This window comes from Epilithonimonas caeni DSM 17710, assembly GCF_000426465.1.
In the GTDB taxonomy this organism is placed as follows: domain Bacteria; phylum Bacteroidota; class Bacteroidia; order Flavobacteriales; family Weeksellaceae; genus Epilithonimonas; species Epilithonimonas caeni.
Map to the genome: position 1 here is coordinate 112,689 of NZ_AUFK01000013.1, position 23,959 is coordinate 136,647.

Sequence of the window (23,959 nt, forward strand, 5' to 3'; positions counted from 1 at the left end):
CTATGTGTCTATGTGGTTTTAATTAATACAATTTCAAATGAACGCTCCAAAAGCTAAAAAAATAGACAAAACTCTCGAAATTCACAACGATAAAAGAAATGACCCTTTTTTCTGGATGAATGAACGTGAAAACCCGGAAGTTATAAAATACCTCGAAGAAGAAAACGCTTACACCGATTTTGTAATGAAGGACACAGAAGACCTTCAAAACGAATTGTTTGAAGAAATGAAATCCCGTTACAAAAAAGATGACCAGTCTTTGCCTTATTTCTTTAATCAATATTGGTATATTGTCCGCTATGAAGATGGGAAAGAATATCCGATTTTCTCAAGGAAGTTTCAAACTTTGGAAAATGAAGAAGAAATTCTTCTAGATGTGAACATTCTGGCAGAAGGAGAAGAATATTTTGATATCGGAAGTGTTTCAGTAAGTGTCAATAATGATTTCATTGCATATTCTTCCGATAAAACAGGACGAAGAATTTACACGATATTTTTCAAAAATCTCAAAACAGGAGAAATCTTCGAAGACAAAATTGAAAATACGACTGGAAAAGCAGTCTGGGCAAACGACAACCAACACATTTTTTACATTAGAAAAGATGAAAGTCTGCGAGCTTATCAAATCCATCGACATGCGATTGGAACCGAAACCGAAAAAGACGTTTTGATTTTCCACGAAGAGGATGAAACTTTTGACGTTAATGTTTTCAAAACCAAATCTTTAGAATACATCTTTATTTCTTCGTCAAGTACGAATGAAGATGAACACAGATTCATTCCAGCTGATAACGTTTTTGCAGATTGGAAAATCATTCAGGAAAGAACGGAAGATCTGGAATATTCTGTTGAGCATTATCAGGATGATTTTTACATCATTACAAATGCCGATAATTCTACAAATTTCAAAATCGTAAAGACAAAAGTTTCTCAGCCGGAGATTGAAAATTGGGTAGATTTCATTCCTCATAGAGAAAATGTCTTGCTGGAAGGTTTTGAAATATTCAATGATTATTTTGTCATAGAAGAACGGGAAAAAGGGCTTCTTCAAATCAAAATCATAGAAAACAAAACAGGAGATTCTCATTATCTTCCATTTTCGGACCCTACTTACACGGCGTACATCGGAACCAATATGGAATTCGATACGGAAAAACTGCGTTTCGGATATACTTCTTTGACAAAACCTTCTTCCACTTACGAATACGATATGAAGGAAAAAACCATCAAACTTCTGAAAGAACAGGAAGTTTTGGGCGGAAAATTCTTCTCAGAAAATTATATCTCGGAAAGAATCTGGGCAAATGCAAGGGACGGAAAAGAAATTGCTATTTCTCTGGTTTATCATAAAGACACGAAGAAATCTGCAGATACACCGCTTCTACTCTATGGTTACGGAAGTTATGGACACACTGTTGATGCTAGTTTTTCAAGCGTAAGACTGACTTTACTTGACCGAGGTTACATCTATGCCATCGCACACATCCGAGGCGGAGAATACCTTGGAAGAGAATGGTACGAAGATGGAAAAATGCTTCAGAAAAAGAATACGTTTTTTGATTTCATTGATGCTGCAAAATATTTAATATCAGAAAATTACACATCTCCTAGACATCTTTATGCCATGGGTGGAAGCGCCGGCGGACTTTTGGTTGGCGCAGTCATAAATTACAATCCGGAGCTATTCAATGGAGTTGTGGCGCAGGTTCCTTTCGTGGATGTTGTGACAACGATGCTGGACGAGACAATTCCTTTGACAACCGGGGAATACGACGAATGGGGAAACCCGAATGAGAAAGAATATTATGATTATATGAAATCCTATTCGCCTTACGATAACATCGAAGCAAAGGATTATCCTAATATATTAATAACAACAGGCTTCCACGATTCTCAGGTTCAATATTGGGAACCGGCAAAATGGACCGCAAAACTAAGAGATTTGAAAACAGATAATAACATCCTGATCTTCAAAACCGATATGAGCTCCGGACACGGCGGTGCAAGCGGACGTTTCGAAAGCCTGAAAGAAATCGCTTTGGAATATGCGTTCCTATTAAAAATCGACCAATAACATCTTCTTTTTAACCTCATCTTTATACTTTCTCCCAACAGGGATCGTCATATCATTGATTTCGATCTTGCTGGGAGAAACCGAGGTAATATTATCTTTATTAATCAGAAACGAACGATGGATCCTTATAAATTTGGATTCTGGCAACAATTCCTGAACAGATGTCAGTGTTTTAAGGACCGTTATTTCCGAATCATTCAGTTTTATTCTGCAATAATTCCGCAGACTTTCCACAAAAATAATATCATTGATTTTAATTTTTCTTACACTTTTATCGACTTTCAGATTGATGTAAGAATCATTGTTATTGTCCTGGATTACAGCATCTTCTTTCAACAATTTGTTCTCTTCATTCAGCTCCAGATTATTTTTCTGAAGATTTTCAATCGTGGTCAGATAAGTGTAAGCAATCGGAATCATCGCAGCAATATTGATGTCCAGAGCGGTATTCATTATTTCTGATAAGATAAAAAAACCGGAATTCTTGAATCCAGGGAGAAAATTCGGCTGAATAAAATAAAGAAACAAAGGTCGTTGGATAAAAACACTTATCAATGCAACCAAAACGCAATACGAAACAAAGAAGCTGAAGTATTTTTTCTGATTGAAAAACTTCGGGAAGAGATAAAAAAGCGTGACATAAACCAATAACATCCTCGAAGGAAGACAGCATATCTGAATCAAAATATTACGGGAATAATTGTCATCCGAAACACCCCAAACCAATCCAAAAAACAGGACAAACGCTATCCAGTAGAAAACGTGTTTTATCCAAAATTTGGATTTGAAATGTTCAAAAACGGATTGGTTCATATTTTTAAGGTTACTCAAATTTAATTATTTATCTGAAATCAATTCTGGTGATTTGCTTTTTGTACAGAACAACCTGTCGTTTGTCCAAAAGGCTTGTAACAAAGAGAAAGTAGAAATAGTTTTGTTCAAAATTCAATCTAAAAAATGAAACTTTCAATTTCTTTTTCACTTCTGTTTTTAGCATTTCTCTTTCCGATTTTAGGATTTAGTCAGGAAAACAAAGCCACTCTTGAAGCCGTAGAATATCTGAAACAACATCCAAAAAGTCCGAAAGATTATCTCATTTCGAAATTCAAAAATTATCCTCTTGTACTTTTGGGTGAAGACCACGCTGTGAAAGAAAATCTAGATTTTGTCAAGAGCATTATCCCGGATTTATATAAGGCTGGCGTTTACAATCTCTGTATGGAATTTGGTGCTTTTGAAAAGCAGAAAGAGCTGGATGAATTGCTGAATTCTGATAAATTCGATGAAAGAAAAGCAAAAGATATGTTCTTTTATTACAATGTCGGCTGGGCTTATAAAGAATATTTTGATATCTACAAAGCGGTTTGGGAATTCAATAAAACCATAAAACCTAACGCCAAAAAATTCAGAATTGTCAACCTAAGCTATCAATACCGTTGGGAAAACTTCAAAGGTGGCGCAAGAACGCCCGAGAATATGAAAGCGGTTTTCAATCTGGGAACGCCAGACCAGTTCCGGACAGAAATTATCAAAAAGGAAATCATTGATAAAAATGAAAAGGCCTTGATCTACATGGGACACGTCCATGTTTTCACAAAGTACAAAATGCCAATCCTGAAAGTGAACAACGATGATTTTTGTGATTATGATGAAGGAATGGTCGGAAATCGTCTCTACAAATTAATGCCCGATAAGATTTTCAATATGATGTTTCATACGCCGATGTTTTCCAAGACGCAGCATAACCCGGCTTACGTTTCGCCTGCGAATGGAGAATTGGAAAATGCGCTTCGGAAACTCAACTATCCACAGATTGGATTCGATTTGATTAACACCCCTGTCGGGACATTGCGAGACAATAGTTTTTTCAGTTTTTGTCATTCTGATTTCAAAATGGAGGATTTTTTTGACGGTTATATTTTCCTTAAACCTTTCAAAGATTTGACTGGATGCACATACGATGACGATTTTTTCACTGGAAAGGATTGGAATTATATTGAGAATAATTTTCCGGACCCGGACTGGAGAAAACCTAAAAATCTGGAAGATTACAAAACAGAAATTAAGAAGTACGTCAAAATCAAAGACCGTTACAGAGATGTGATTCAGACTTCGGTTCCCGATGTGAGTTTAGGCAAAATCATCAGAATTAATCAATTTCCTTCGAAATATGTGGCGCCTAGAAATATAGATGTGTGGTTGCCTGAGAATTTTAACCCCAATAAAAAATACGCGGTTCTCTATATGCACGACGGTCAGATGCTTTTTGACCCGACAATCAACTGGAACAATTCCGAATGGAAAGTGGATGAAAATTATACAGAACTCAGCAAAAAAATCAAACTGAAAGATTGCATCATTGTCGGACTTTGGAATACAGGCGCAACCCGGCATTCGGAGTATTTTCCACAAAAAGCTTTTGAAAGTTTATCTAAAGAGTTACAAAATCAAACACTTGAAAAATACTTTCAAGGGAAAATCCAGTCCGGTAACTATTTGAAATTCATTGTAGAAGAGGTAAAACCTTTTATTGACAACAATTATCCAACGCTGAAAGACAGGGAGAACACTTACATCGCCGGTTCCAGTATGGGCGGATTGATATCGATGTACGCGATTTGCGAGTATCCCGAAATTTTCGGCGGCGCAGCTTGTCTTTCCACACATTGGGTTGGAATCACAGACCTTTTGAATGATGAAATTCCAACCGCTTTCGAAAATTATCTCAGACAAAGACTCCCGAGTCCGAAAACCCATAAAATCTATTTCGATTATGGAACTGAAGGATTGGACAGCCGTTATGAAAAACATCAGAACAAAGTTGATTTGATAATGAAAGAAAAAGGTTTTAGTAAAAATAACTGGACAACCAAAAAATTCGAATTGGCAGACCATAGCGAAAATGCCTGGAGCAAAAGATTCTCAATTCCATTGGAGTTTCTTTTTGAAGAAAAGTACTAAATTAGAAAAAGGTCTTAAAATACATTTTTGTACATTCGCAACAAATATAAGAGCTCCGGTTTAATTTCAACCGGAGTTTTTGACTTTGAATTTTCTATTTCAGAGTTAAGCAGAATTTGATAAAAAATTTGTAAGTATAATTTATACAGAAAATGACAGAATCCGAAATCTGGAAAAAGATAGAACACTTTTTTGAAGTTAATTTTCAAACCGAAAAAAATCCCCCAATCGAAACGATATTATTCTTGATTGGCATTCAGGAACTAGGAAGTGGTCAACAAAAATTCACGAAAGATGATAAGGTCAATCTAATTCATATTGCGGTTTGTAGATTGCTGGAGCCTTTTGGGTATTACAAATTCAGTCATTATAACGAAGGCTGGCCGGAGTTTGAAAAGCTGGAAGATTTGCCGGATCTGAAGCCCAACGAACAATCGCTTCTGATGAAAAAAGCGATTATACAGTATTTTATTGATGAAGAGATTGATTTGGAATAAAGTTTATACTCTCGCAGATTCGACAGATTTAGAAGATGATAAACTTAAAAAATCTGCAATTCACTTAATCTGCGAGAACTAAAATTAAATTATTTCTAAACCAAAATATCCTCCAACTGATTCAATCCCATTTTGAAGCCTTCTTCAAAACCCATTTCGATGAGCTGATTCATTTCTTCTTTGGAGTTGAAATGCAGATTGAAAGTCATTCTTGTGCCTTCATCAATTCCTGTGAACCCGATTAGCCAAGAAGTTTGTGGCAAATCTGTTCTTACTTTCCCTTTATCATCAGCGAAAGCATCTGTCCACGCAATACTTCTGTGGGGCATTATTTCACCGTAATTTGCTAGTGCCATTTCTTTTTCGCCGTCCGGACCTTTCATTGCGTACAGCCAATTTCCGTTTTCCCGAAAATCCATTTTTTCGGTTTCGCATTTCCAAGGTTTTGGCGCCCACCATTGGTCAATCAGTTCGGATTTTGTGAAATAATCCCAAAGCGTGGAAACATCGGCTCTGTAAACCTTCATCACGTAAACCCCAGTGTCGGCATCTTTATTAAAAACAATTTCTGAGTTCATAACATTTTCTTTTTTCTAAAATTAATATTAAAAAATCGAACCAAAGTTTTCCTATGGCAATATATTTGATATTCACAATAAAATGTTAAATCTTTTAATTTTAAGAAATATTTAATAATTACAATCCGTTATTATTGTTGAGATATTCTTAAAAAGAGTAATTTTAACTTTTCAAACTTAAAAAAACATATGAACAACAAGTTTATTCCTATTATATCTGTTTTTATGACAATTTCCCTGGTGGTTTTCGTCTCTTTGCAGCTATATTGGATTAAAGAATTATATACATCTCTCGAGCAGGATTTCTCTAATAAAGTTTATTCCGCATTAGAAACTTCGACTCAGAAAGTAAATCAAATCGAGGTCAACAAATATTGGAATGAAACTTATAATAATGTTGGAAAAGAGGTTTTAGCCTCTAAAAACCAACCAACTAAGACCTATATCCAGCAAAGTTCCGACTCTGCGAATCGTTCGAATATTCTTTTCCAGACAAGCATCGTTGAAAAGCAAAACATTCCGGTTTCAGCAAAGGGCGACACGTTATACACGACGAAACTTTACAAAGACGAAGGACAATTAAAGCTGAAAAGAAGCAGTCCTGAACCTTTGACAACCAACATCAGCCGAGACCTTGATAATAATTCTTATCAGATGAAGGAGTTTGCACGTTTGAGCGCGACCAATCTTCCGATAGAAAAACGTGTTGACAGCAAAACGATTGATTCCGTCATTTCAAAAGAATTGAGACTCAAAGGGATTGATACAAAATTTGGATTTGGGGTCATCAATAAAACCAATCAGTTAACAACGGTTGCAAACAACATCTATCTCGACCAAAAAGATAAAACGAACTACACTTATCCACTTTTTACAGACAGCAAAGACAGAACACTTTATACGCTGGCTTTGGTTTTTCCAAGAAAAGATTACTCTCTGGTGAAGCACAATTTGCCTATGTTGTTGGGAACTTTCATTTCATTACTGACGATTTTGGGGATTTATATCATCTCTATCAATTATATGATGAGACAGAAAAAAATTGCGGAGATCAAGACCGACTTTATCAATAATATGTCTCACGAGTTCAAGACACCCTTGGCAACGATTTCCGTTGCAACAGATTCTTTAGCAAATGATAAAATCGCTACCGACCCGGATAAGGTCAAATACTATTCAGGATTGATAAAACAGGAAAATCTGAGGATGAAAAAACAGGTAGAGACCGTTTTGAATATGTCCAAACTGGAACGAAACGAAATGCCTCTTCACCTGAAAGAAACTAACGTTCGCGAATTAATAAAAAGTATTGCAGAATCTTTCCGATTAATTGTTAATGAAAGAAACGGAATTTTAACAACAGAATTTAATGCTACGAAATATAATTTCTTAATTGATGAATTTCATATTTCGAATGCATTAATCAATCTGCTAGATAATGCCAACAAATATTCTCCTGAAACACCGGAAATAAAGGTTAGCACGAGAAATGAAGGAAACTGGTACGTGATAGAAATTTCCGACAAAGGAATGGGAATGGAATCGACGAATAAAAATAAAATCTTTGAAAAATTCTTCCGCGAAGAAACCGGAAATATCCATAATGTAAAAGGACAAGGTCTTGGATTGTCTTACGTGAAAAAAATTATCGAAAATCACAAAGGGCAAATCCACGTAGATTCCCACAAAGGAAAAGGAAGCACATTTACAATAAAACTTCCGATAGTTTAATTAATAATGAAAAATTAATAATTAAGATTTTGGAGAATATTGAATTTAGGAGAAATATTATTAGAGATAAATCATTCGATTTTTCTGTAAGAATTATTAATCTTTTTAAATTATTAACCTCAGAAAGGAAAGAGTTTGTTTTATCAAAACAATTATTAAGGTCAGCAACATCGATTGGTGCAAATATAGAAGAAGGGATTGCTGCTTTTAGCAAAAAAGAGTTTGTTGTGAAACTTCAAATCTCTTACAAAGAAGCTTTTGAAGCATATTATTGGATAAAATTATTACATAAAACAGAATTTATAAATGAAGCAGAATTCAAATCATTGGAAAAAGATGTAGAGGAAATCATTAAATTATTGACAACTATTTTAAAAACCACTAAACAAAATATTAACGACACGAAGAAATATTAATTCTTCATTTTTAATTATTAATTACAAAGCTATGAGCAACAGAATATTATTAGTAGAAGACGACCAGAGTTTTGGCGCAGTTCTTAAGGATTATTTGACAATCAACAACTTCGAGGTTACATTGGCAACCGATGGAGAAATGGGACTGAAAGAGTTTACGGAAAAAGAATTTGACATCTGTATTTTCGATGTGATGATGCCGAAAAAAGATGGATTTTCTTTGGCAGAAGATGTGAAGAAAATTGATAAAAACACGCCAATCATTTTCCTGACAGCAAGAAATATGCGTGAGGATATTTTAAAAGGCTATCAATTAGGAGCAGATGATTATATCACAAAGCCATTTGATACCGAGTTGCTTCTTTATAAAATAAAAGCGATTCTACAAAGAAGTGCCGTTTTGGAAAATGAAGACCAAGAGCAGTTTAAAATCAGTAATATCTTCTTCGATTCTATGTTGAGACAACTAAGAGTCGGCGAGAATGAATACAAGCTTTCTCCAAAAGAAAACGAACTTTTGAAATTACTTTGCATCCACAGAAACGACTTTATGCCGAGAGATCTGGCATTAAGAAAAATCTGGAAAAAAGAGAATTATTTCACCGCAAGAAGTATGGATGTTTACATCGCAAAATTGAGAAAACTTCTGAAAGATGATGAAGGTCTGGAAATCATCAACGTTCATGGAGAAGGTTTCAGATTATTAGTGAAAAACCCATAAAAACAAAACCCCTTCAGAGTTTCTGAAGGGGTTTTTAATTTTTATTCTGAAGCTAATTCGTTGCCATATTCTGCCTTGGAGAACCAAGAATAGAATCGGTTTTCTCAGTATTTTTCAGCCATTGAGAACTTGCCAGATAATTCTGGTCCGGGAAATAAATAAACAGACACGTTCTGTTTTTTATGGTATTGATGATTGGTTTCGCCAAACTAGTTGGAACCGCTGGACAACCCCAGCTTCTTCCTAATCTCTTCTCGGATTTGATGAAATCTTCGCTCACGTACTTGGCGCCATGCATTACGATACATCTTTCCAAAGCTGCATCGTTATAACCTCTATCCATGCCGAACAATCGCAAAGAATAGCCATTGTCGCCATTATAGGTCTGTTCTGTGACGTAGAAGCCCATACTCGACTGATGCGAATCCTCTGTGTTGGAAAAGTTGGTTGCGAACTCTTCACCTGTTCCTTTTCCGTGCGCAACTAATGTATTGAATAACACTTTTTTCTCACCCAAATCTATGACCCAAAGGCGCTTCCTGTTGGAAGATAAACTAAAATCACAAACCGAAAGCAATTTGGCCGTCGGTTCCAGTTTTCCGGAACTCTTTAAATTTTGGAATCCTAAAAACGCTTTTTCAAAGACTTCAAAATTCAATGTCTCATCCGTAAACTGAAGCTCTTTGTAGATTTCTTCTGCAGGATTTTGTGGCGAGAAATTCTTTTTTGGACTTAGTTTGATTTCTTTTATTATCGTTTTGGCGTGAGAATGGCTCTCAGAACTCGCAGGATAAAAAGAGGTGGTCACCAAATAAACTAAGCATAACAATAATGGGAATTTCTTCATTAATTAATAATATTAGATTTTTATTTTTAGTGGAGCAAAATTATATATAAATCATTTTCAATAGATTACAAAAATATTTTTTAACGATTTTTTAGTAAACTTTAACGCAATTGCTTATTATTTGAACGATTTTTATTAAGATTTTATTATGTTTTTCTGAACACTAAGGCCACGAAAGTTCTAGATTGTAAATTTTTAAGTTCATAAGTACTCCGACAAGCTCAGTATAAACTCAAAAATTAACAAAGTAATAGTTGTTTTTTTAAACGAAGTGCCTTTGTAAGCCTTAAAATCAATATCTTTTTTAAATAATCTTTGTGAACTTAGTGTTCAAAAATCATAAATTGCATTAAACTTTTGAAGTATGTCAACACTTAAAATTGCGGGGCTCAATCTCGATATTTCCTGGAAAAACAAAGAACAGAATTTCAAGCAAATTGAAAAAGAATTCAGTTCCATTGGTGCAGATTTGTTTTTACTTCCTGAGATGTTTTCTACCGGATTTTGTATGGAAGCCGAAGAGGTTGCGGACAGAAATGAGGAATCCTTAACCTGGATGAAATCCTTTGCCAAAAGCAAAAATTCGGCAGTTGCTGGAAGTGTTTCTGTGGAAGAAAATGGAAAATTCTATAACCGATTTTATTTTGTTTTTCCAGATGAAAGTTTTGAATATTACGACAAAAGGCATCTGTTTTCCTATTCTAGTGAAGACAAAATTTATACTGCCGGAACTGAACGAAAAATTATTGATTACAAAGGATTTAAAATTCTATTACAAGTATGTTTTGACTTGCGTTTTCCGGTTTTCTCCAGGAATCAGGGTGATTATGATGCGGTTTTGTACGTTGCCAACTGGCCAAAATCCAGAGTCGATGCCTGGAAATCACTTCTAAAAGCACGTGCGATTGAAAATCAGGCTTTTCTATTTGGATTAAATAGAATTGGAACAGACGGTTACAACCTTGAATATGAGGAAAGTTCATTAGTGCATTTCCCTGATGGAAGAGAAATCTCTGAAAGAAAAAGTAATGTTGTTCTTTCAGAATGGAATTTGGAGAAATTAAAGGAATTTAGAAATAAGTTTCCCTTTTTGAATGAGCGAGATGAGTTTGAGATTATTTCTTAGTTCTGTAAAAAACTTTAATCCAATGAAAAAATCGATAACTTTACTTTTAGCATTTCTAACCTGTACAATCTGTTTTTCTCAAAATAAAACTTTAACTTATAAATTTAAATACGCTTATTATATCTATGAAGATTATAAAAATAAAGAGCGTACCTATGTTCCTACAGGAAGCGACGTTACTATAACTTACGATACTTTTTTCAAAAAATATTTTGTTTTGTGGACAGATTCAAAAAATATCCGTGCCGGTAATAATTTCTACTATATTCCATCAAATGACGAGAATGGAATTACTTCTGCGTCTGATGATAATGGTAATTATTATTATATTGTTGATAAAATAAAGGACTATAGCAAATTATTCATTACTATGAAAAAACAGACACATAACTTTATGGTGACAATATTATTAACAGATGAATTAATTACGAATTAATATATTGCTCCAGCAAACCAACCAAAGAGTTAACGTCGTGAACACCACTTTCTTTCCAAAGCAATTCTCCATTTTTGAAAATCGCTAAAGTAGGAACACCACGAACGCCATTTTCTGATGCAATTGACGGAAACTGGTCTACATCAATTTTTACGATCCTTGCTTTTTCGCCAACTTGCTCTTTTACAGAATTCAAAACGGAAGACTGAACTTTGCACGGCTGACACCAAGTGGCAAAAAAATCAATAAGAACCGGACGTTCGGATTGTATTAGTTCTTGAAATTTCTGTGACATAATAAAAGAGATGTTAAAGATTAGATTTTAGCTATCAGATCCTTCGACAGGTCAGAATGACATTTTAAGATACTGAAATTAACCCTGCACTGTCAGGCTGAGGCTCTCGAAGCCCTTTTAATTCTACAAAGTTTTACTTTGACAAACAAAATTGCTCAATGGAAATTTCTCTGTTTTCTTGATTGCATTGAACCCGCCATCAATCTCAGTGAAATTCCTATAACCTCTTGACTGCAAAATACTTGCCGCAATCATACTTCTGTAACCTCCCGCACAATGGATATAAAAATGCTCCGAATTGTCTAAAGAATTCACCCAGTCATTAATGTAAGCAAGAGGTTTACTGTAGGCTTCATTGATATGCTCTGCCTCGTATTCTGTTTCCTTTCTTACATCAATAACTTTCATATTTTCAGAAAATTCATCAGTAAACTCTTCTGCAGAAATTCTTCTAATCTCATCTGTTTCTTTACCCGAATTTTTCCAAGCTTCGAAACTTCCGTCCAAATAACCTAAAACATTATCAAATCCTACTCTGCTCAACCTGGTAATTACTTCTTCTTCTGTTCCTTCATCAGAAACCAAAAGAATCGGCTGTTGAACATCCACGATCATGGCTCCAACCCAAGGTGCAAAATCACCCCTGATCCCGATATTAATAGAATTTGGAACAAAGCCTTTATGAAAAACCGCCGCACTTCTTGTATCCAGGATCAAAGCTCCGGTTTCTTCAGCAGCAGTTTCGAATTCTTCTACAGACAAAGGATTGTTTCCTTTTTTCAGAACCTGGTCGAAGCTTTCATAGCCACCTTTGTTCATGGCGACATTCATCCCGAAATATTTTGGTGGCGCCGTTAATCCGTCCAGAACTTCATTAATGAAAGATTCTTTATCCGGTTGATTAAGAGCATAATTCTTTTTTTTCTGGTTTCCCAAAGTATCCACTGTTTCTTTCTGCATATTTTTTCCGCAGGCAGAGCCAGCGCCGTGAGCCGGATAAACTGTAATGGAATCATCTAAAGGCAGAATCTTGCTTTGAAGACTATCATATAACATTCCTGCCAAATCTTTTTCATCGATTTCGCCAGCCTTTTGTGCTAAGTCAGGTCTTCCAACATCACCCAAAAACAAAGTATCGCCAGAGAAAATGGCCGTTTCTTTTCCATCTTCATCAATCAGTAGAAAAGTGGAGCTTTCCAAAGTATGGCCTGGCGTATGAAGAACTTTAATTTTAATTTTTCCAATTTCAAAGATCTGATCATCCTCTGCAATGATCGCTTCAAAATCAGGTTTAGCTGTTGGTCCGAAAACAATTGGAGCGTTGGTTTTTTTAGACAGATCCAAATGCCCCGAAACAAAATCGGCATGGAAATGCGTTTCAAAAATATATTTGAGTTTGACTTTGTCCTTCTCCAAACGTTCAAGGTAAGGTTTCACTTCTCTCAGCGGATCGATGATCGCCGCTTCATTTTCAGAAACAATGTAATACGCCCCTTGCGCAAGACAGCCTGTATATATTTGTTCAACCTTCATTTGGATATCGATAGATTTTAATCAAACTTTATTTAAGATGTTATTTGGTTACAGTTTACAAATACAAATATGAGGTTATTTGGATTAACTATAAATAGTTTTTCGAAAGATATTATGAATAATTTCGATTTGAAATTAAACAAACGTTCAAACCCCCGCTGAATATCAAAAATAAGCCGCATCAATTTGCGGCTTTATAATATATGGCAGAATCTGTTTTCACCTTTATCGTACCAATGCCCAGATTCCAATACCAACACCAGCATAAGCAACAACTGTAATGATATCGGCCACTGGCTGGGAGAAACGTCTTTCTGCAATTGTTGACTGATCAATCTGGTTCTTATGGAATTTGAGGATCTTTTTTGGCTTATGGATAACGTGGGCAACCAAAGTATCACTCTCCCATTTATCAACCTGGATCTTATACGGCTTACCCCCAACTTCTATTTTGAAGTATTTGTTGATCTCCAACTTTTCCTGGACGCTCATCGATCTCGGTGCCTTATCTTTTGTAATTCTATTTCTTTTAGTGCTACCAGGTTCAATCGCAGATACATTTGCCTGAACATTTGCAATAGCTTTTGTAGCAACAGGTTCATCCATTTTTTTTGTACGTACTTCTCGCGTGTTTTGTGCTGTTGCTTCATTTTCTGATTTAATTCTATAAGTATAGCAGCTTATAAGAGAAAATGATGATATAAGGAGGTAAAGATATTTTTTCATTAGCCAAATTTAAGAATTAAACGTATAATTTTTGATTTTCTTTTAATGAATCTTATTTTTTGGAATTTTTACAAAAGAACATTTTATTAAAACTGATTTTTATTATTTTTATTGACCAAAACCATTAATATGATCCTGAATCCTGTTGACGTTGTAGAACACATTGATAAAGAAGACTTTCAAAAGAAATATTTCAAACCGCACAGGCCACTTTTGATAAGAGGTTTTGCAAAACAATGGGGCGCTTACGAGAAATGGAACCTTGATTACATCCGGGAAAAAGCGGGTGAACAGGTTGTTCCCATCTATGACAACAAACCCGCCGATGCTAACAAAAGCTCTGACACACCGGCAACTAAAATGAAAATGAAGGATTACATTGATACCATAAAAAGTAAACCTTCTGACCTCAGGATATTTTTTTATATCATTACCGATAAACTTCCGGAATTATTACAGGATTTCACTTACCCAGATCTGGGAATGAAATTCTTCAAGCGCCTTCCCACTTTATTTTTCGGAGGAAGTGAAGCGCATGTTCTGATGCATTACGACGTTGATCTGGGGGATTTTTTCCATATTCATTTTGGAGGAAAGAAAAGGATTTTACTTTTTGACCAGAAGCAAAACGAAATGCTTTACAAAGTCCCGCTGTCTGTCCACACAATAGAAGAAATTGATTACGATAACCCGGACTATGAAAAATATCCTGCTTTGAAACGTGCCACAGGAACAGAAATCCTGATGGAACACGGCGACGCTTTGTTTATTCCTGGTGCTTTCTGGCATTACAATCGTTACCTGGAACCTGGCTTTTCTTTGTCTATCAGAGCGTTGCCCAATCGTCCTTCAAAATTCCTAAGTATGCTTTATCATGTTTTCATTATGCGATACACAGACAAGCTGATGCGAAAAATCTTCAAGGCAAAATGGGTAAAATATAAGGAAGAATGGGCTTACAGAAAAAGTTCCAAAGCTTTGGAAAAGTTGAATAAAAAATAAACTTCCGCAAAACATCCTTCTTTTTTCTGTATATTAATTTCGTATTTTAGCGCTTCTAAAAATTCAGGAAATTGGCAAAGAAAGAAACTCCGTTAATGACGCAATACAATACCATCAAAGGAAAATATCCTGATGCATTATTGCTGTTCCGCGTGGGAGATTTCTACGAAACTTTTGGACAGGATGCGATAAAAACTTCGCAGATCCTTGGAATCGTTCTGACCAAAAGAGCCAATGGTGAAGGTCACATCGAACTGGCAGGATTTCCGCATCATTCTGTGGATTCTTATCTGCCAAAGTTGGTAAGGGCAGGAATGCGAGTTGCGATCTGTGACCAGTTGGAAGACCCAAAATCGGTAAAAGGTATTGTAAAACGTGGTGTGACAGAATTGGTTACGCCGGGAGTTACATTCAACGACCAGGTTCTGACTTCTAAGAAAAACAATTTCCTGCTTTCTCTTCATAAGGAAAAAGAAAAGTATGGAATGGCGCTTGTGGATGTTTCAACAGGTGAATTTCTTGTAAGCGAGGGAAATTTGGAGAAATTACTTCACATTGTTCACACCTTCGACCCGAGCGAGATCATTTATCAGAGAACTCTGGAGATTCCAAATCAGTTGAAAAATAAAAATGTTTTCAAGCTGGAGGATTGGGCGTTCAAATATCCTTATGCTTACGAAAAACTGACTTCTCATTTCAAGACACAATCTCTGAAAGGTTTCGGGATCGAGGAACATAAACTGGGAATTACTGCAGCGGGAGCGATTTTCGCTTATTTGGTTGAAGACACACATCATTCACTTTTACAGCATATTACAAGAATCCAAGTGATTCCTCAGGATGATTATCTGATGATGGATAATTTCACATTAAGGAATCTTGAAATTGTCTATTCTGCCAACCATCAAGGGAAATCGCTTCTCGATATTATCGACAAAACCTGCACGCCGATGGGCGGAAGATTGTTGAGAAGACGTTTGATCCTGCCCTTGAAAAATATCGGTGATATCAACCGAAGGCTAAGCCTTATTGAGTTTCTGAATAATGAAGATTCTTTGAAATACGACATCAAAGATCTGCTGAAAGGTATCTCGGATCTGGATAGATTGATTGGAAAATTAGCCGCTGAAAAAATCTCACCGAAAGAATTAGGTTATCTTCGTCAAAGCATTATCAACATAAATGAGATTAGAAAAAAACTTCTGAGTTTCCCGGATGTTCTGGCTTGGATCGACCCTTTTATCAACCTTGAGGAATTGATCAATTTAATTAATGAGCATCTGAATGACGAACTTCCTGTGAACATCAGCAAAGGTAATGTCATCAGAGAAGGAATCTCGGAAGAATTGGACCATTTGAGAAATCTGCAAAGCAAAGGTCGCGGTTTCCTGGACGAAATGTGTCAGCGTGAAATCGAAAGAACAGGAATCTCGAGTTTGAAAATTGATTTCAATGGGGTTTTCGGATATTATATCGAGGTTAGAAATACGCATAAAGATAAAGTTCCAGAGGATTGGATTCGTAAACAGACTTTGGTAAACGCGGAACGTTATATTACTGAAGAACTGAAAGAATATGAAAATCAGATTCTTGGCGCTGAAGAAAAAATCGGCAAATTAGAATCAGAACTTTACAGGAATGTCTGCGAAAATGTTCTGATCTACATCGACCAATTGCAGGAAAACTCAAAGCTGGTCGGAGAACTGGATTGTGCAGTTGGTTTATCCGAGCTATCTGTTGAAGATAATTATACCAAACCGATTCTGAACGATTCTTTCTCGATTGACATCCAGGAAGGGCGACATCCGATCATCGAAAAATCTTTACCCCTTGGCGAATCTTATATTCCAAACGATGTTTTTCTGGATAGAGATTCTCAGCAAATCATCATGGTAACCGGACCGAATATGGCGGGTAAATCTGCAATTCTGAGACAAACAGCAATCATTTCTTTGCTGGCTCAGATCGGAAGTTTTGTTCCGGCAAAACATGCGGAGATTGGAACATTGGACAAGATTTTCACGAGAGTTGGTGCGACAGATAATTTGTCTGCCGGCGAATCAACTTTTATGGTGGAAATGAATGAGGCCGCAAATATCCTTAATAATATTTCGGAGAGAAGTTTGATTTTGTTGGACGAAATCGGACGTGGAACTTCCACTTATGACGGTGTTTCCATTGCCTGGGCCATTGCAGAATATCTTCATCAGCATCCGACGCAGCCGAAAACTTTATTCGCCACGCATTATCACGAGTTGAACGAAATGTCTGTGAACTTCGAAAGAATCAAGAATTTTCACGTCTCCATCCAGGAGGCGAAAGGTAATATTATTTTCCTCAGAAAACTGATTTCCGGAGGAAGTGAACATAGTTTCGGTATTCACGTAGCGAAGTTGGCAGGTATGCCTTCCAAAGTAGTCAATCGAGCGAATGAAATCCTTAAAACTTTGGAATCCAGCAGAGCAACACAAGATTCCGGTGAAAAAATAAAACGGGTAACCGAAGAAAATCTTCAGCTTTCATTTTTCCAGTTGGATGACCCTGTACTTGAAAATATCCGTGAAGAATTGACGAAAATCGACATCAATACATTGACACCGATTGAAGCTTTAATGAAACTGAATGCGATCAAGAAGATGATCGGACGGTAGTTATTTTACACTAACAGTATCCACTTTTTTATCCGTAGAAAGTGCTGCTGAATCTACACCTTCATTTCTCATGTGTTCTGCACTCAGATTATCTTTACGCTGTTCCCGTTTGTCTTTATCAGGAATACAACTGATGATTAATGACGATAATACGCCGATAAATAATAGCTTTTTCATAACAATAAGATTGGATTAGGATTTTCTTTTCAAAAATTGAACCGAAGATTATTTTATCAAAAAATAATTAGTTCATAAAATTCATAGTCATAGGGAATTTAAATCGACTTTTTACTCGATTTCCATTGACTTTTGCAGGATTCCATTTTCCTTTGATTTTCTTTATTGCATTAATTGCTAAGTTATTAAAAGAATCATTATTACCTGTTGCAAACACTTGACTTATTATACCATTCTCATCAACTATGAACGTAATAAGTGTCTGATAAGTTCCAGTTCCTTTAAAACTATTTTTGGGATCAAAGTTTTTTTGAAAGCCTTCTCTAAATTTATTAATTCCTCCCTCATATTCTGCAGCTACATCAGTTTTATCATAAATAATATCTTTTGTTTCTTGAGAAAAAGCTGCAATACTAAAAAGTAAAACAAATAGCAGTAATAATTTCTTCATAGTTATTTTTTTCCAAAGATATTCATTAGAACAATTTAATTCAAGTGTCAAAAGTATTTTTTAAATTTGAATATGAAGACTTTAGTAAAATTTTTGTTGTTGATTTTTCCTTTTGTGATGAATGCACAAATCCAAACTGATGTTTCTTTGATCAAATATGAAGATTTGGAAAAACGCATCAGTCAGGAAAAAGATAAGTTTGTTGTGGTTAATTTCTGGGCGACAACTTGTGCGCCTTGTGTAAAAGAATTACCACATTTCATCGAGGTCAACAACAAATATTCTCAGAATCCGAATTTCAAAATGCTGTTGGTTTCACTAGATATGGCAAGGGATAAACAGAAAGTTATCAACTTCATCAAAAATAAAAACCTGACTGCAGAAGTTATGATTCTGGATGATAATAAGAGGATGAATACTTGGATTCCGAAATTCCAGAACGATTGGGAAGGCGAGATTCCTGTGACTTTATTTTATAAAAACGGCGAAAAAGTGTTCTTCAACAATGGCGAAATGTCCTTGGAAGAATTAGAATCGGCAATTACTAAAAGTTACAATCCATAAAATATTAATATTATGAAAAAAATAAAATGGTTTTCTTTCGGACTGATCCTGATTTTGGGATTATTGAGTTTTACCACAATTTATAATTCCGGTTATCAGATTGGCGATGAAGCTACAGATTTCAAACTGAAAAACGTGGACGGAAAAATGGTTTCCTTAAGTGATTTCAAATCTGCAAAAGGCTTCATTGTTGTCTTTACCTGCAACCACTGCCCATATGCGAAAAAATATGAAGATAGGATCATTGCGCTGGACAAAATGTACAAAGACAAAGGTTATCCTGTGATTGCCATCAATCCAAACGACCCGGCAGTTCAGCCACAGGACGGCTTTGCCGAGATGCAGACCCGAGCAAAGGAAAAAGGATTCACGTTTCCTTATTTGGTGGATGAAGGTCAGAAAATCTATCCGATCTATGGCGCAACCAAAACACCCCACGTTTACATTTTGAAAAAAGAGAACGGAAAGAATATCGTGAAATATATTGGTACGATTGATAACAACTACGAAAATCCGAATGACGTTTCCGAATATTATGTTCAGGATGCCGTGGACCGGCTTTTGAAAAATGAACCAGTTAAAACAGAGAAAACCGTTGCAATTGGCTGTACGATAAAAGTGAAAAAATAAAAAATCGAGGTAATAATTACCTCGATTTTTTGTTATGTTTTATAAAATCCAATTCCGTGAAAATTAATTTTAAATTCGATTACAAAAACTTTCTTATTGCAGTTTTCATTTTCCTTATAGAAGTTTTAATTGCTACCAAGCTCAAAGACATATTCTTTGTGAGAGCCTATCTAGGAGATGTCATCGTAGTAATGCTGATCTATTATTTCATCAAAACTTTCTTTAAAATCGAATCAACAAAATTAATTATTGGGATTTTCATTTTTTCATGTCTCATAGAAGCTCTACAGCATTTCAAATTTGCAGAAGTACTTGGTTTTCAAAAGAACCCCATCATGATGACGGTTTTGGGAAACTCATTCAGCTGGATCGATATCCTTTGTTATTTCACCGGATGCATAATTTTGTTTCTGATCACAAAATTAGATTGGAACAAAAACAACAGCAGCCACGGCCGCAAGGCCAATTAAGATAGATAGAACAATATCTGGCTTCTTGATATCCCTTACTTCGCTTCGCTCGATCTCTACCATTTCTCCTGCTTTGTTCTTTCCATAGATCTTCTTAGCATCTACTTTTATGACCTCTATTTTTTGAGATTTGGCGTCTTTGGTTTGGATCGTATACCTTTTATAAAGCTGCAAAGTATTGTCATACATCGGCTTATTAGGTGTTACAACTTTGGTCTGGCAAGAGATCATTGTAATCAGAATTGATAAAACCAAAAAAAATGTTTTAGAAAGTTTCATTATGTTATAAGATAAATAAATATGGGTTCAAATTTAATAAAATATTTCATCATCCAACATTAATATGTTGAGCTATCAACCAAGCTTCGCTCCAACACGCCTGAAAATTAAAACCACCAGTAAGAGCATCTATATCAAGAACTTCGCCAGCAATATAAAAATCAGGAAGAATTTTTGAGGACATATTTTTAAAATTAATTTCTTTAAGATCTACACCCCCTGCAGTCACAAACTCATCTTTGAAGGTTGATTTTCCAGTAACCGCAAATCTTTTTTGACAAATATACTCAAAGATCTGATCCATTTCCCTTTTTGAAAGATTTGCCATTTGTTTTTCAGGATCTATTTTATTAACCTCAAGGACCTTGTTCCAAAAACGGTTTGTTATGTCAAATATTTTGGCCTGACCAACAGATTTTTTAGGATTTTCATTCTTAAAGTTTTTCAGTAATTCTTCTGCTTCTGAAATCGGTTTTGAAATAAAGTTGACCTCGATATCAATTTTATATTTCATTTTGGCCAGAGTTCTTGCCTCCCAAGCCGAAAGTTTCAGAACAGCAGGCCCGGAAAGCCCCCAATGCGTTATCAAAAGAGGCCCGGACTCTTCCGTTTTAAGACTCGGGATTGTGATTTCAGCATTTGCGAAACTTGTACCGGGAAGATCCTTTAGGAGATCGTCTTTGATATTAAATGTAAAAAGAGATGGAACGGGCTCTATGATCTTATGCCCAAGACTCCCAATGATCTTTAAAGATTTTGGAGAACTCCCCGTTGTATAAACAACAATATCAGCTGTGTAACTTTCTGATTTTGTTTTAATAAAATAAAGACCATCCTCTTTGATGATCTCAGAAACAGAAACCTGATTCCTGATCTCAAAACCTTTATTTCTTACCTCATTGATCAAAACATTGATAATGCTTTGAGAAGAATCCGTCGTTGGAAAAATCCTGTTATCTTTTTCAATTTTCAAAGGAACATTCCTGGACTCGAACCAATCCATGGTATCACCAGGCTGAAATTTGGTGAACACACTCAGCAGCTCTCGGTTTCCTCTGGGATAAAAATTCACCAACTCCCTAGGATCAAAGCAAGCATGGGTCACATTGCAACGTCCACCTCCGGAGATCTTAACTTTTTGTAAAACATCCGAATTTTGTTCGAGAATTGTGACATAGAATTTATTCTCGTCAAGATTGGCGGCCGTGAAAAAGCCAGCCGCTCCTCCTCCAATAATGATTACTCTTTTCTTTTTTGACATTAATTGTAATTTCTACAAAAACATTGTGTCGTTTTGTATTCGATGCACAAAATTACATTTTTAATATCCACCTCAAATGGTTATTTTTGAACAATATTAAAATCGAAAAGAATGTCTGTTTATTATCATAAATTCGAAGTAAGGTGGAGCGATATAGACGCCAACCGTCATCTTGGAAACTCGACTTACGTTGACTATTGTTCCCAAACGCGAATGGCTTTCCTCAACAAAAATAAAATCGGTCTGACACAGCTTAACCGGTGGGGCGTTGGTCCTGTAATGTTGCATGAGAGATATTCTTTCTTCAAAGAAATCTATGCCGATCAGACGGTTTTCGTGGGATTAGAAGTTGCAGCGATGTCAGAGGACGGGATGATCTATCAATTCGTCCACAAGTTTTATCTGCCGGATGGAACACATTGTGCAACGGCCGAAGCGACCGGTGTCTGGATCGATATGATGTTGAGAAAAACAACTACTCCGCCGGAAGACATTATCTTGGTTATGAATGAATTCAAATCTGAAAATGTGCAGACGATCTCCAGAGAATTCTTAAAGACATTGCCCTTCCGGCCAGAAAACGTGGATATTTCACTTTTCGAAAACCTTAAATAATTTAAATTATGCTCGAAGATAAATCACAAGAACTAACACCGATTTCCAAGCTTGGGGAATTTGGATTGATAAAACATTTGACGGAAAATTTTCCAATTGTTCAGAACTCTACAAAACTTTCAATCGGTGATGATGCTGCCATTATCGACTCTGAGAATCAAAAAGTTGTGGTTTCAACGGATATGCTGGCAGAAGGTGTCCATTTCAATTTGGGTTATGTTCCTTTAAAACATTTGGGTTACAAAGCGGTTGTTGTCAACCTCAGCGATATTGCTGCGATGAATGCTGTTCCGACTCAGATTTTAGTCTCCGTTGCTGTTTCCAATCGTTTTCCTGTGGAGGCTTTGGAAGAGATCTATGCGGGAATTGCATTGGCCTGCAACAGATACAAAGTAGACTTAATCGGCGGAGACACAACAAGCTCCAACGCCGGATTAGTGATAAGCGTGACAGCAATAGGACTTGAAAATGAAGAAAAGATTGTTAAAAGAAGTGGTGCAAAGCCAAATGATCTCTTAGTTGTGACCGGAGACCTTGGCGGTGCATATTTAGGCCTTCAGATTTTGGAAAGAGAGCATTCTGTCTATTTGGCAAATCCGAATATGCAGCCTGAAATGGAAGGTTATGATTATATTCTCGAAAGACAATTAAAGCCTGAGGCAAGAACAGACATCAAGAAAAAATTAGAAGAACTGGGTGTTCTGCCAACTTCTATGATCGATATTTCTGATGGATTAGCTTCGGAAGTTTTACATCTTTCCGATCAATCGAAAGTCAGTTTCAATGTCTATGAAGAGAAATTGCCGATGGACGAGACCATGATCCATGCATCCGATGAATTGAACCTTAACCCTGCTATGGCAGCACTTAACGGAGGCGAAGATTATGAGTTGTTGTTCACAATCTCTCCTGAGGACTTCGACAAGATCAGGAATCATCCGGACTTTACAATTATTGGCCATGCAACAGAAGAAGGGCAAGGTAATTTCCTTGTCGCAAGAGGTTCCAATCAATTGATACCGTTAACTGCGCAGGGCTGGGATGCTTTCCTTAATAAAGAATAACTTTTGGAATAAAACTTGTAAAACACAATCATATTAAAAAAAAGACGATGAAAATTTTAAAAATTTCTTCTTATGCTTTGGTGGTATTGGGTCTCACTGCTTGTGTTACCAATCCGATCACAGGCAGATCTTCTATCCAAATCGCAAATAATTCTGAGATAGCAACAGCTGCCGCATCAGAATACAAAACTACATTATCTTCTTCTAAAGTCATTACCGGAACAGCAGATGCCAATAGAGTGAAAAATGTGGGTGCGAGGATTAAAAATGCGGCCTATACCTATTATAAAAGTATCGGTAGAGAAGCCGATCTTGCAAATTACAATTGGGAATTCAACCTTATCCAGGACTCTCAGCTGAATGCCTGGTGCATGCCTGGGGGGAAGGTGGCTTTCTATACAGGAATCATGCCTGTTTGTAAAGACGATAACGGTGTCGCTGTAGTGATGGGACATGAGGTTTCCCACGCCTTAGCAGGACACGGAAACGAAAGAATCTCTCAGGCTATGATCGCACAATATGGCGGAAGTATCCTTAGTGGATCGATGTCGAACAGCCAATGGGCCGGTGTTTTTGAAAAAGTTTATCCTGTAGGGGCGCAGGTCGGACTTTTGGCCTATGGGAGAAAACAAGAGTCTGAGGCGGATAAAATGGGATTGATATTGATGTCGATCGCAGGATATGACCCTAGAACTTCAACCACTTTCTGGCAAAGAATGCAAGCCTCATCATCAGGCAGCAAAACTCCGGAATTCTTATCTACCCACCCAAATCCGGAGAACAGAATCGCCGACCTGAATGCAGAAATGCCAAAAGCTCTCGAATATTATAAGAAAGCAGGTGGAAAGCTATAA

26 protein-coding genes are annotated in these 23,959 nt (G+C 36.3%); 16 read left to right on the plus strand and 10 right to left on the minus strand.

Going from position 1 to position 23,959, the window contains the following annotated elements; all coding sequences use genetic code 11:
- The first annotated feature begins 37 nt into the window (after positions 1 to 37).
- A complete protein-coding gene (locus K319_RS0106000; RefSeq protein ID WP_027382825.1) occupies positions 38 to 2,074 on the plus strand; it encodes a S9 family peptidase in 2,037 nt (678 codons plus the stop codon).
- Here K319_RS0106000 and K319_RS0106005 read toward each other — a convergent pair.
- The gene (locus K319_RS0106005) at positions 2,057 to 2,887 is read right to left on the minus strand and encodes a LytR/AlgR family response regulator transcription factor (protein WP_027382826.1); all 831 of its coding nucleotides are present in this window, start codon (positions 2,885 to 2,887) and stop codon (positions 2,057 to 2,059) included. The two genes, K319_RS0106000 and K319_RS0106005, sit on opposite strands and share 18 nt — an antisense overlap.
- A 144-nt stretch (positions 2,888 to 3,031) precedes the next feature.
- Here K319_RS0106005 and K319_RS21745 point away from each other — a divergent pair, with 144 nt between their 5' ends.
- On the plus strand, positions 3,032 to 5,035 hold the full coding sequence (locus K319_RS21745; RefSeq protein ID WP_235696081.1) for an alpha/beta hydrolase: 2,004 nt from the start codon (positions 3,032 to 3,034) through the stop codon (positions 5,033 to 5,035).
- Positions 5,036 to 5,187: 152 nt separating this feature from the next.
- Positions 5,188 to 5,532 carry a hypothetical protein gene (locus K319_RS0106025; RefSeq protein ID WP_027382827.1) on the plus strand — a complete coding sequence of 115 codons (345 nt, stop codon included), beginning with the start codon at positions 5,188 to 5,190 and terminating at the stop codon, positions 5,530 to 5,532.
- 95 nt (positions 5,533 to 5,627) lie between these two features.
- Here K319_RS0106025 and K319_RS0106030 read toward each other — a convergent pair whose 3' ends face one another.
- On the minus strand, positions 5,628 to 6,110 hold the full coding sequence (locus tag K319_RS0106030; protein ID WP_027382828.1) for an SRPBCC family protein: 483 nt from the start codon (positions 6,108 to 6,110) through the stop codon (positions 5,628 to 5,630).
- Between the two features lie 189 nt (positions 6,111 to 6,299).
- Between K319_RS0106030 and K319_RS0106035 the strand changes: the two genes are divergently transcribed.
- The 3 genes from K319_RS0106035 to K319_RS0106045 are packed head-to-tail and all read left to right on the plus strand — an operon-like array spanning position 6,300 to position 8,978.
- The gene (locus K319_RS0106035; protein ID WP_027382829.1) at positions 6,300 to 7,841 is read left to right on the plus strand and encodes a sensor histidine kinase; all 1,542 of its coding nucleotides are present in this window, start codon (positions 6,300 to 6,302) and stop codon (positions 7,839 to 7,841) included.
- 29 nt (positions 7,842 to 7,870) lie between these two features.
- Positions 7,871 to 8,257: a four helix bundle protein gene (locus K319_RS0106040; RefSeq protein WP_235696082.1), complete on the plus strand. Its 387-nt coding sequence runs from the start codon at positions 7,871 to 7,873 to the stop codon at positions 8,255 to 8,257.
- Between the two features lie 31 nt (positions 8,258 to 8,288).
- Positions 8,289 to 8,978: a response regulator transcription factor gene (locus K319_RS0106045; RefSeq protein ID WP_027382831.1), complete on the plus strand. Its 690-nt coding sequence runs from the start codon at positions 8,289 to 8,291 to the stop codon at positions 8,976 to 8,978.
- A 52-nt stretch (positions 8,979 to 9,030) separates the two neighbouring features.
- On the opposite strand, the gene K319_RS19900 is transcribed toward K319_RS0106045, so the two are convergent.
- Positions 9,031 to 9,825, minus strand: coding sequence for a murein L,D-transpeptidase catalytic domain family protein (locus tag K319_RS19900; RefSeq protein ID WP_051230484.1), 795 nt, complete (start codon positions 9,823 to 9,825; stop codon positions 9,031 to 9,033).
- Between the two features lie 364 nt (positions 9,826 to 10,189).
- Between K319_RS19900 and K319_RS0106055 the strand changes: the two genes are divergently transcribed.
- Positions 10,190 to 10,951 carry an amidohydrolase gene (locus tag K319_RS0106055; RefSeq protein ID WP_027382832.1) on the plus strand — a complete coding sequence of 254 codons (762 nt, stop codon included), beginning with the start codon at positions 10,190 to 10,192 and terminating at the stop codon, positions 10,949 to 10,951.
- 22 nt (positions 10,952 to 10,973) lie between these two features.
- On the plus strand, positions 10,974 to 11,387 hold the full coding sequence (locus tag K319_RS0106060) for a hypothetical protein (protein WP_156907058.1): 414 nt from the start codon (positions 10,974 to 10,976) through the stop codon (positions 11,385 to 11,387).
- Here K319_RS0106060 and K319_RS0106065 read toward each other — a convergent pair.
- The 3 genes from K319_RS0106065 to K319_RS0106075 all read right to left on the minus strand — a co-directional run bounded on the left by K319_RS0106065 (position 11,377) and on the right by K319_RS0106075 (position 13,941).
- The gene (locus tag K319_RS0106065; protein ID WP_027382834.1) at positions 11,377 to 11,682 is read right to left on the minus strand and encodes a thioredoxin family protein; all 306 of its coding nucleotides are present in this window, start codon (positions 11,680 to 11,682) and stop codon (positions 11,377 to 11,379) included. The two genes, K319_RS0106060 and K319_RS0106065, sit on opposite strands and share 11 nt — an antisense overlap.
- Before the next feature lie 123 nt (positions 11,683 to 11,805).
- Positions 11,806 to 13,215: an MBL fold metallo-hydrolase gene (locus K319_RS0106070; protein ID WP_027382835.1), complete on the minus strand. Its 1,410-nt coding sequence runs from the start codon at positions 13,213 to 13,215 to the stop codon at positions 11,806 to 11,808.
- Between the two features lie 225 nt (positions 13,216 to 13,440).
- Positions 13,441 to 13,941, minus strand: coding sequence for a hypothetical protein (locus tag K319_RS0106075; RefSeq protein WP_027382836.1), 501 nt, complete (start codon positions 13,939 to 13,941; stop codon positions 13,441 to 13,443).
- A gap of 129 nt (positions 13,942 to 14,070) precedes the next feature.
- Here K319_RS0106075 and K319_RS0106080 point away from each other — a divergent pair, with 129 nt between their 5' ends.
- Together K319_RS0106080 and mutS are read left to right on the plus strand one after the other, a co-directional pair.
- Positions 14,071 to 14,943 (plus strand): cupin-like domain-containing protein, encoded by an 873-nt coding sequence (locus K319_RS0106080; protein ID WP_027382837.1) that lies wholly within the window; start codon positions 14,071 to 14,073, stop codon positions 14,941 to 14,943.
- 95 nt (positions 14,944 to 15,038) lie between these two features.
- Positions 15,039 to 17,594, plus strand: coding sequence for a DNA mismatch repair protein MutS (mutS, locus tag K319_RS0106085; protein WP_034671554.1), 2,556 nt, complete (start codon positions 15,039 to 15,041; stop codon positions 17,592 to 17,594).
- Here the strand turns inward: mutS and K319_RS21500 are convergent, their stop codons facing one another.
- Positions 17,595 to 17,771, minus strand: coding sequence for a hypothetical protein (locus tag K319_RS21500; protein ID WP_156907059.1), 177 nt, complete (start codon positions 17,769 to 17,771; stop codon positions 17,595 to 17,597).
- A 67-nt stretch (positions 17,772 to 17,838) separates the two neighbouring features.
- Positions 17,839 to 18,222 carry an energy transducer TonB gene (locus tag K319_RS19905; protein ID WP_027382839.1) on the minus strand — a complete coding sequence of 128 codons (384 nt, stop codon included), beginning with the start codon at positions 18,220 to 18,222 and terminating at the stop codon, positions 17,839 to 17,841.
- A 72-nt stretch (positions 18,223 to 18,294) separates the two neighbouring features.
- Between K319_RS19905 and K319_RS0106100 the strand changes: the two genes are divergently transcribed.
- From K319_RS0106100 to K319_RS0106110, 3 genes are read left to right on the plus strand one after another with little or no spacing between them, the layout of a single operon-like run.
- On the plus strand, positions 18,295 to 18,786 hold the full coding sequence (locus tag K319_RS0106100) for a TlpA family protein disulfide reductase (protein WP_027382840.1): 492 nt from the start codon (positions 18,295 to 18,297) through the stop codon (positions 18,784 to 18,786).
- A gap of 12 nt (positions 18,787 to 18,798) precedes the next feature.
- Positions 18,799 to 19,416, plus strand: a complete 618-nt coding sequence (locus K319_RS0106105) for a thioredoxin family protein (protein WP_027382841.1) — start codon at positions 18,799 to 18,801, stop codon at positions 19,414 to 19,416.
- A 56-nt stretch (positions 19,417 to 19,472) separates the two neighbouring features.
- A complete protein-coding gene (locus K319_RS0106110; RefSeq protein WP_316930910.1) occupies positions 19,473 to 19,886 on the plus strand; it encodes a ribosomal maturation YjgA family protein in 414 nt (137 codons plus the stop codon).
- On the opposite strand, the gene K319_RS0106115 is transcribed toward K319_RS0106110, so the two are convergent.
- Together K319_RS0106115 and K319_RS0106120 are read right to left on the minus strand one after the other, a co-directional pair.
- Entirely contained in the window at positions 19,839 to 20,165 is a 327-nt protein-coding gene (locus K319_RS0106115) for a bacteriophage spanin2 family protein (RefSeq protein WP_027382843.1), read from the minus strand. The two genes, K319_RS0106110 and K319_RS0106115, sit on opposite strands and share 48 nt — an antisense overlap.
- Positions 20,166 to 20,214: 49 nt before the next feature.
- Positions 20,215 to 21,426: a BaiN/RdsA family NAD(P)/FAD-dependent oxidoreductase gene (locus tag K319_RS0106120; RefSeq protein WP_027382844.1), complete on the minus strand. Its 1,212-nt coding sequence runs from the start codon at positions 21,424 to 21,426 to the stop codon at positions 20,215 to 20,217.
- Positions 21,427 to 21,537: 111 nt separating this feature from the next.
- Between K319_RS0106120 and K319_RS0106125 the strand changes: the two genes are divergently transcribed.
- The 3 genes from K319_RS0106125 to K319_RS0106135 are packed head-to-tail and all read left to right on the plus strand — an operon-like array spanning position 21,538 to position 23,959.
- Positions 21,538 to 22,041 carry an acyl-CoA thioesterase gene (locus K319_RS0106125; protein WP_027382845.1) on the plus strand — a complete coding sequence of 168 codons (504 nt, stop codon included), beginning with the start codon at positions 21,538 to 21,540 and terminating at the stop codon, positions 22,039 to 22,041.
- Positions 22,042 to 22,049: 8 nt separating this feature from the next.
- Complete coding sequence (gene thiL, locus K319_RS0106130; protein WP_027382846.1) at positions 22,050 to 23,105, plus strand: thiamine-phosphate kinase; 1,056 nt, start codon at positions 22,050 to 22,052, stop codon at positions 23,103 to 23,105.
- Positions 23,106 to 23,152: 47 nt separating this feature from the next.
- Positions 23,153 to 23,959 (plus strand): M48 family metallopeptidase, encoded by an 807-nt coding sequence (locus K319_RS0106135; protein WP_027382847.1) that lies wholly within the window; start codon positions 23,153 to 23,155, stop codon positions 23,957 to 23,959.

What these genes read in the sequence shown, in the direction of transcription:
- K319_RS0106045 (WP_027382831.1), top strand. Translation starts at nt 8,289, where the DNA reads ATGAGCAACAGAATATTATTAGTAGAAGACGACCAGAGTTTTGGCGCA.
- K319_RS21745 (WP_235696081.1), top strand. Translation starts at nt 3,032, where the DNA reads ATGAAACTTTCAATTTCTTTTTCACTTCTGTTTTTAGCATTTCTCTTT.
- K319_RS0106035 (WP_027382829.1), top strand. Translation starts at nt 6,300, where the DNA reads ATGAACAACAAGTTTATTCCTATTATATCTGTTTTTATGACAATTTCC.
- K319_RS0106125 (WP_027382845.1), top strand. Translation starts at nt 21,538, where the DNA reads ATGTCTGTTTATTATCATAAATTCGAAGTAAGGTGGAGCGATATAGAC.
- K319_RS0106100 (WP_027382840.1), top strand. Translation starts at nt 18,295, where the DNA reads ATGAAGACTTTAGTAAAATTTTTGTTGTTGATTTTTCCTTTTGTGATG.
- K319_RS19905 (WP_027382839.1), bottom strand. Translation starts at nt 18,222, where the DNA reads ATGAAGAAATTATTACTGCTATTTGTTTTACTTTTTAGTATTGCAGCT.
- K319_RS0106080 (WP_027382837.1), top strand. Translation starts at nt 14,071, where the DNA reads ATGATCCTGAATCCTGTTGACGTTGTAGAACACATTGATAAAGAAGAC.
- K319_RS0106055 (WP_027382832.1), top strand. Translation starts at nt 10,190, where the DNA reads ATGTCAACACTTAAAATTGCGGGGCTCAATCTCGATATTTCCTGGAAA.
- K319_RS0106075 (WP_027382836.1), bottom strand. Translation starts at nt 13,941, where the DNA reads ATGAAAAAATATCTTTACCTCCTTATATCATCATTTTCTCTTATAAGC.
- K319_RS21500 (WP_156907059.1), bottom strand. Translation starts at nt 17,771, where the DNA reads ATGAAAAAGCTATTATTTATCGGCGTATTATCGTCATTAATCATCAGT.
- mutS (WP_034671554.1), top strand. Translation starts at nt 15,039, where the DNA reads ATGACGCAATACAATACCATCAAAGGAAAATATCCTGATGCATTATTG.
- K319_RS0106105 (WP_027382841.1), top strand. Translation starts at nt 18,799, where the DNA reads ATGAAAAAAATAAAATGGTTTTCTTTCGGACTGATCCTGATTTTGGGA.
- K319_RS0106070 (WP_027382835.1), bottom strand. Translation starts at nt 13,215, where the DNA reads ATGAAGGTTGAACAAATATATACAGGCTGTCTTGCGCAAGGGGCGTAT.
- K319_RS0106060 (WP_156907058.1), top strand. Translation starts at nt 10,974, where the DNA reads ATGAAAAAATCGATAACTTTACTTTTAGCATTTCTAACCTGTACAATC.
- K319_RS0106000 (WP_027382825.1), top strand. Translation starts at nt 38, where the DNA reads ATGAACGCTCCAAAAGCTAAAAAAATAGACAAAACTCTCGAAATTCAC.
- K319_RS0106065 (WP_027382834.1), bottom strand. Translation starts at nt 11,682, where the DNA reads ATGTCACAGAAATTTCAAGAACTAATACAATCCGAACGTCCGGTTCTT.
- K319_RS0106135 (WP_027382847.1), top strand. Translation starts at nt 23,153, where the DNA reads ATGAAAATTTTAAAAATTTCTTCTTATGCTTTGGTGGTATTGGGTCTC.
- thiL (WP_027382846.1), top strand. Translation starts at nt 22,050, where the DNA reads ATGCTCGAAGATAAATCACAAGAACTAACACCGATTTCCAAGCTTGGG.
- K319_RS0106025 (WP_027382827.1), top strand. Translation starts at nt 5,188, where the DNA reads ATGACAGAATCCGAAATCTGGAAAAAGATAGAACACTTTTTTGAAGTT.
- K319_RS0106120 (WP_027382844.1), bottom strand. Translation starts at nt 21,426, where the DNA reads ATGTCAAAAAAGAAAAGAGTAATCATTATTGGAGGAGGAGCGGCTGGC.
- K319_RS0106030 (WP_027382828.1), bottom strand. Translation starts at nt 6,110, where the DNA reads ATGAACTCAGAAATTGTTTTTAATAAAGATGCCGACACTGGGGTTTAC.
- K319_RS0106115 (WP_027382843.1), bottom strand. Translation starts at nt 20,165, where the DNA reads ATGAAACTTTCTAAAACATTTTTTTTGGTTTTATCAATTCTGATTACA.
- K319_RS19900 (WP_051230484.1), bottom strand. Translation starts at nt 9,825, where the DNA reads ATGAAGAAATTCCCATTATTGTTATGCTTAGTTTATTTGGTGACCACC.
- K319_RS0106005 (WP_027382826.1), bottom strand. Translation starts at nt 2,887, where the DNA reads ATGAACCAATCCGTTTTTGAACATTTCAAATCCAAATTTTGGATAAAA.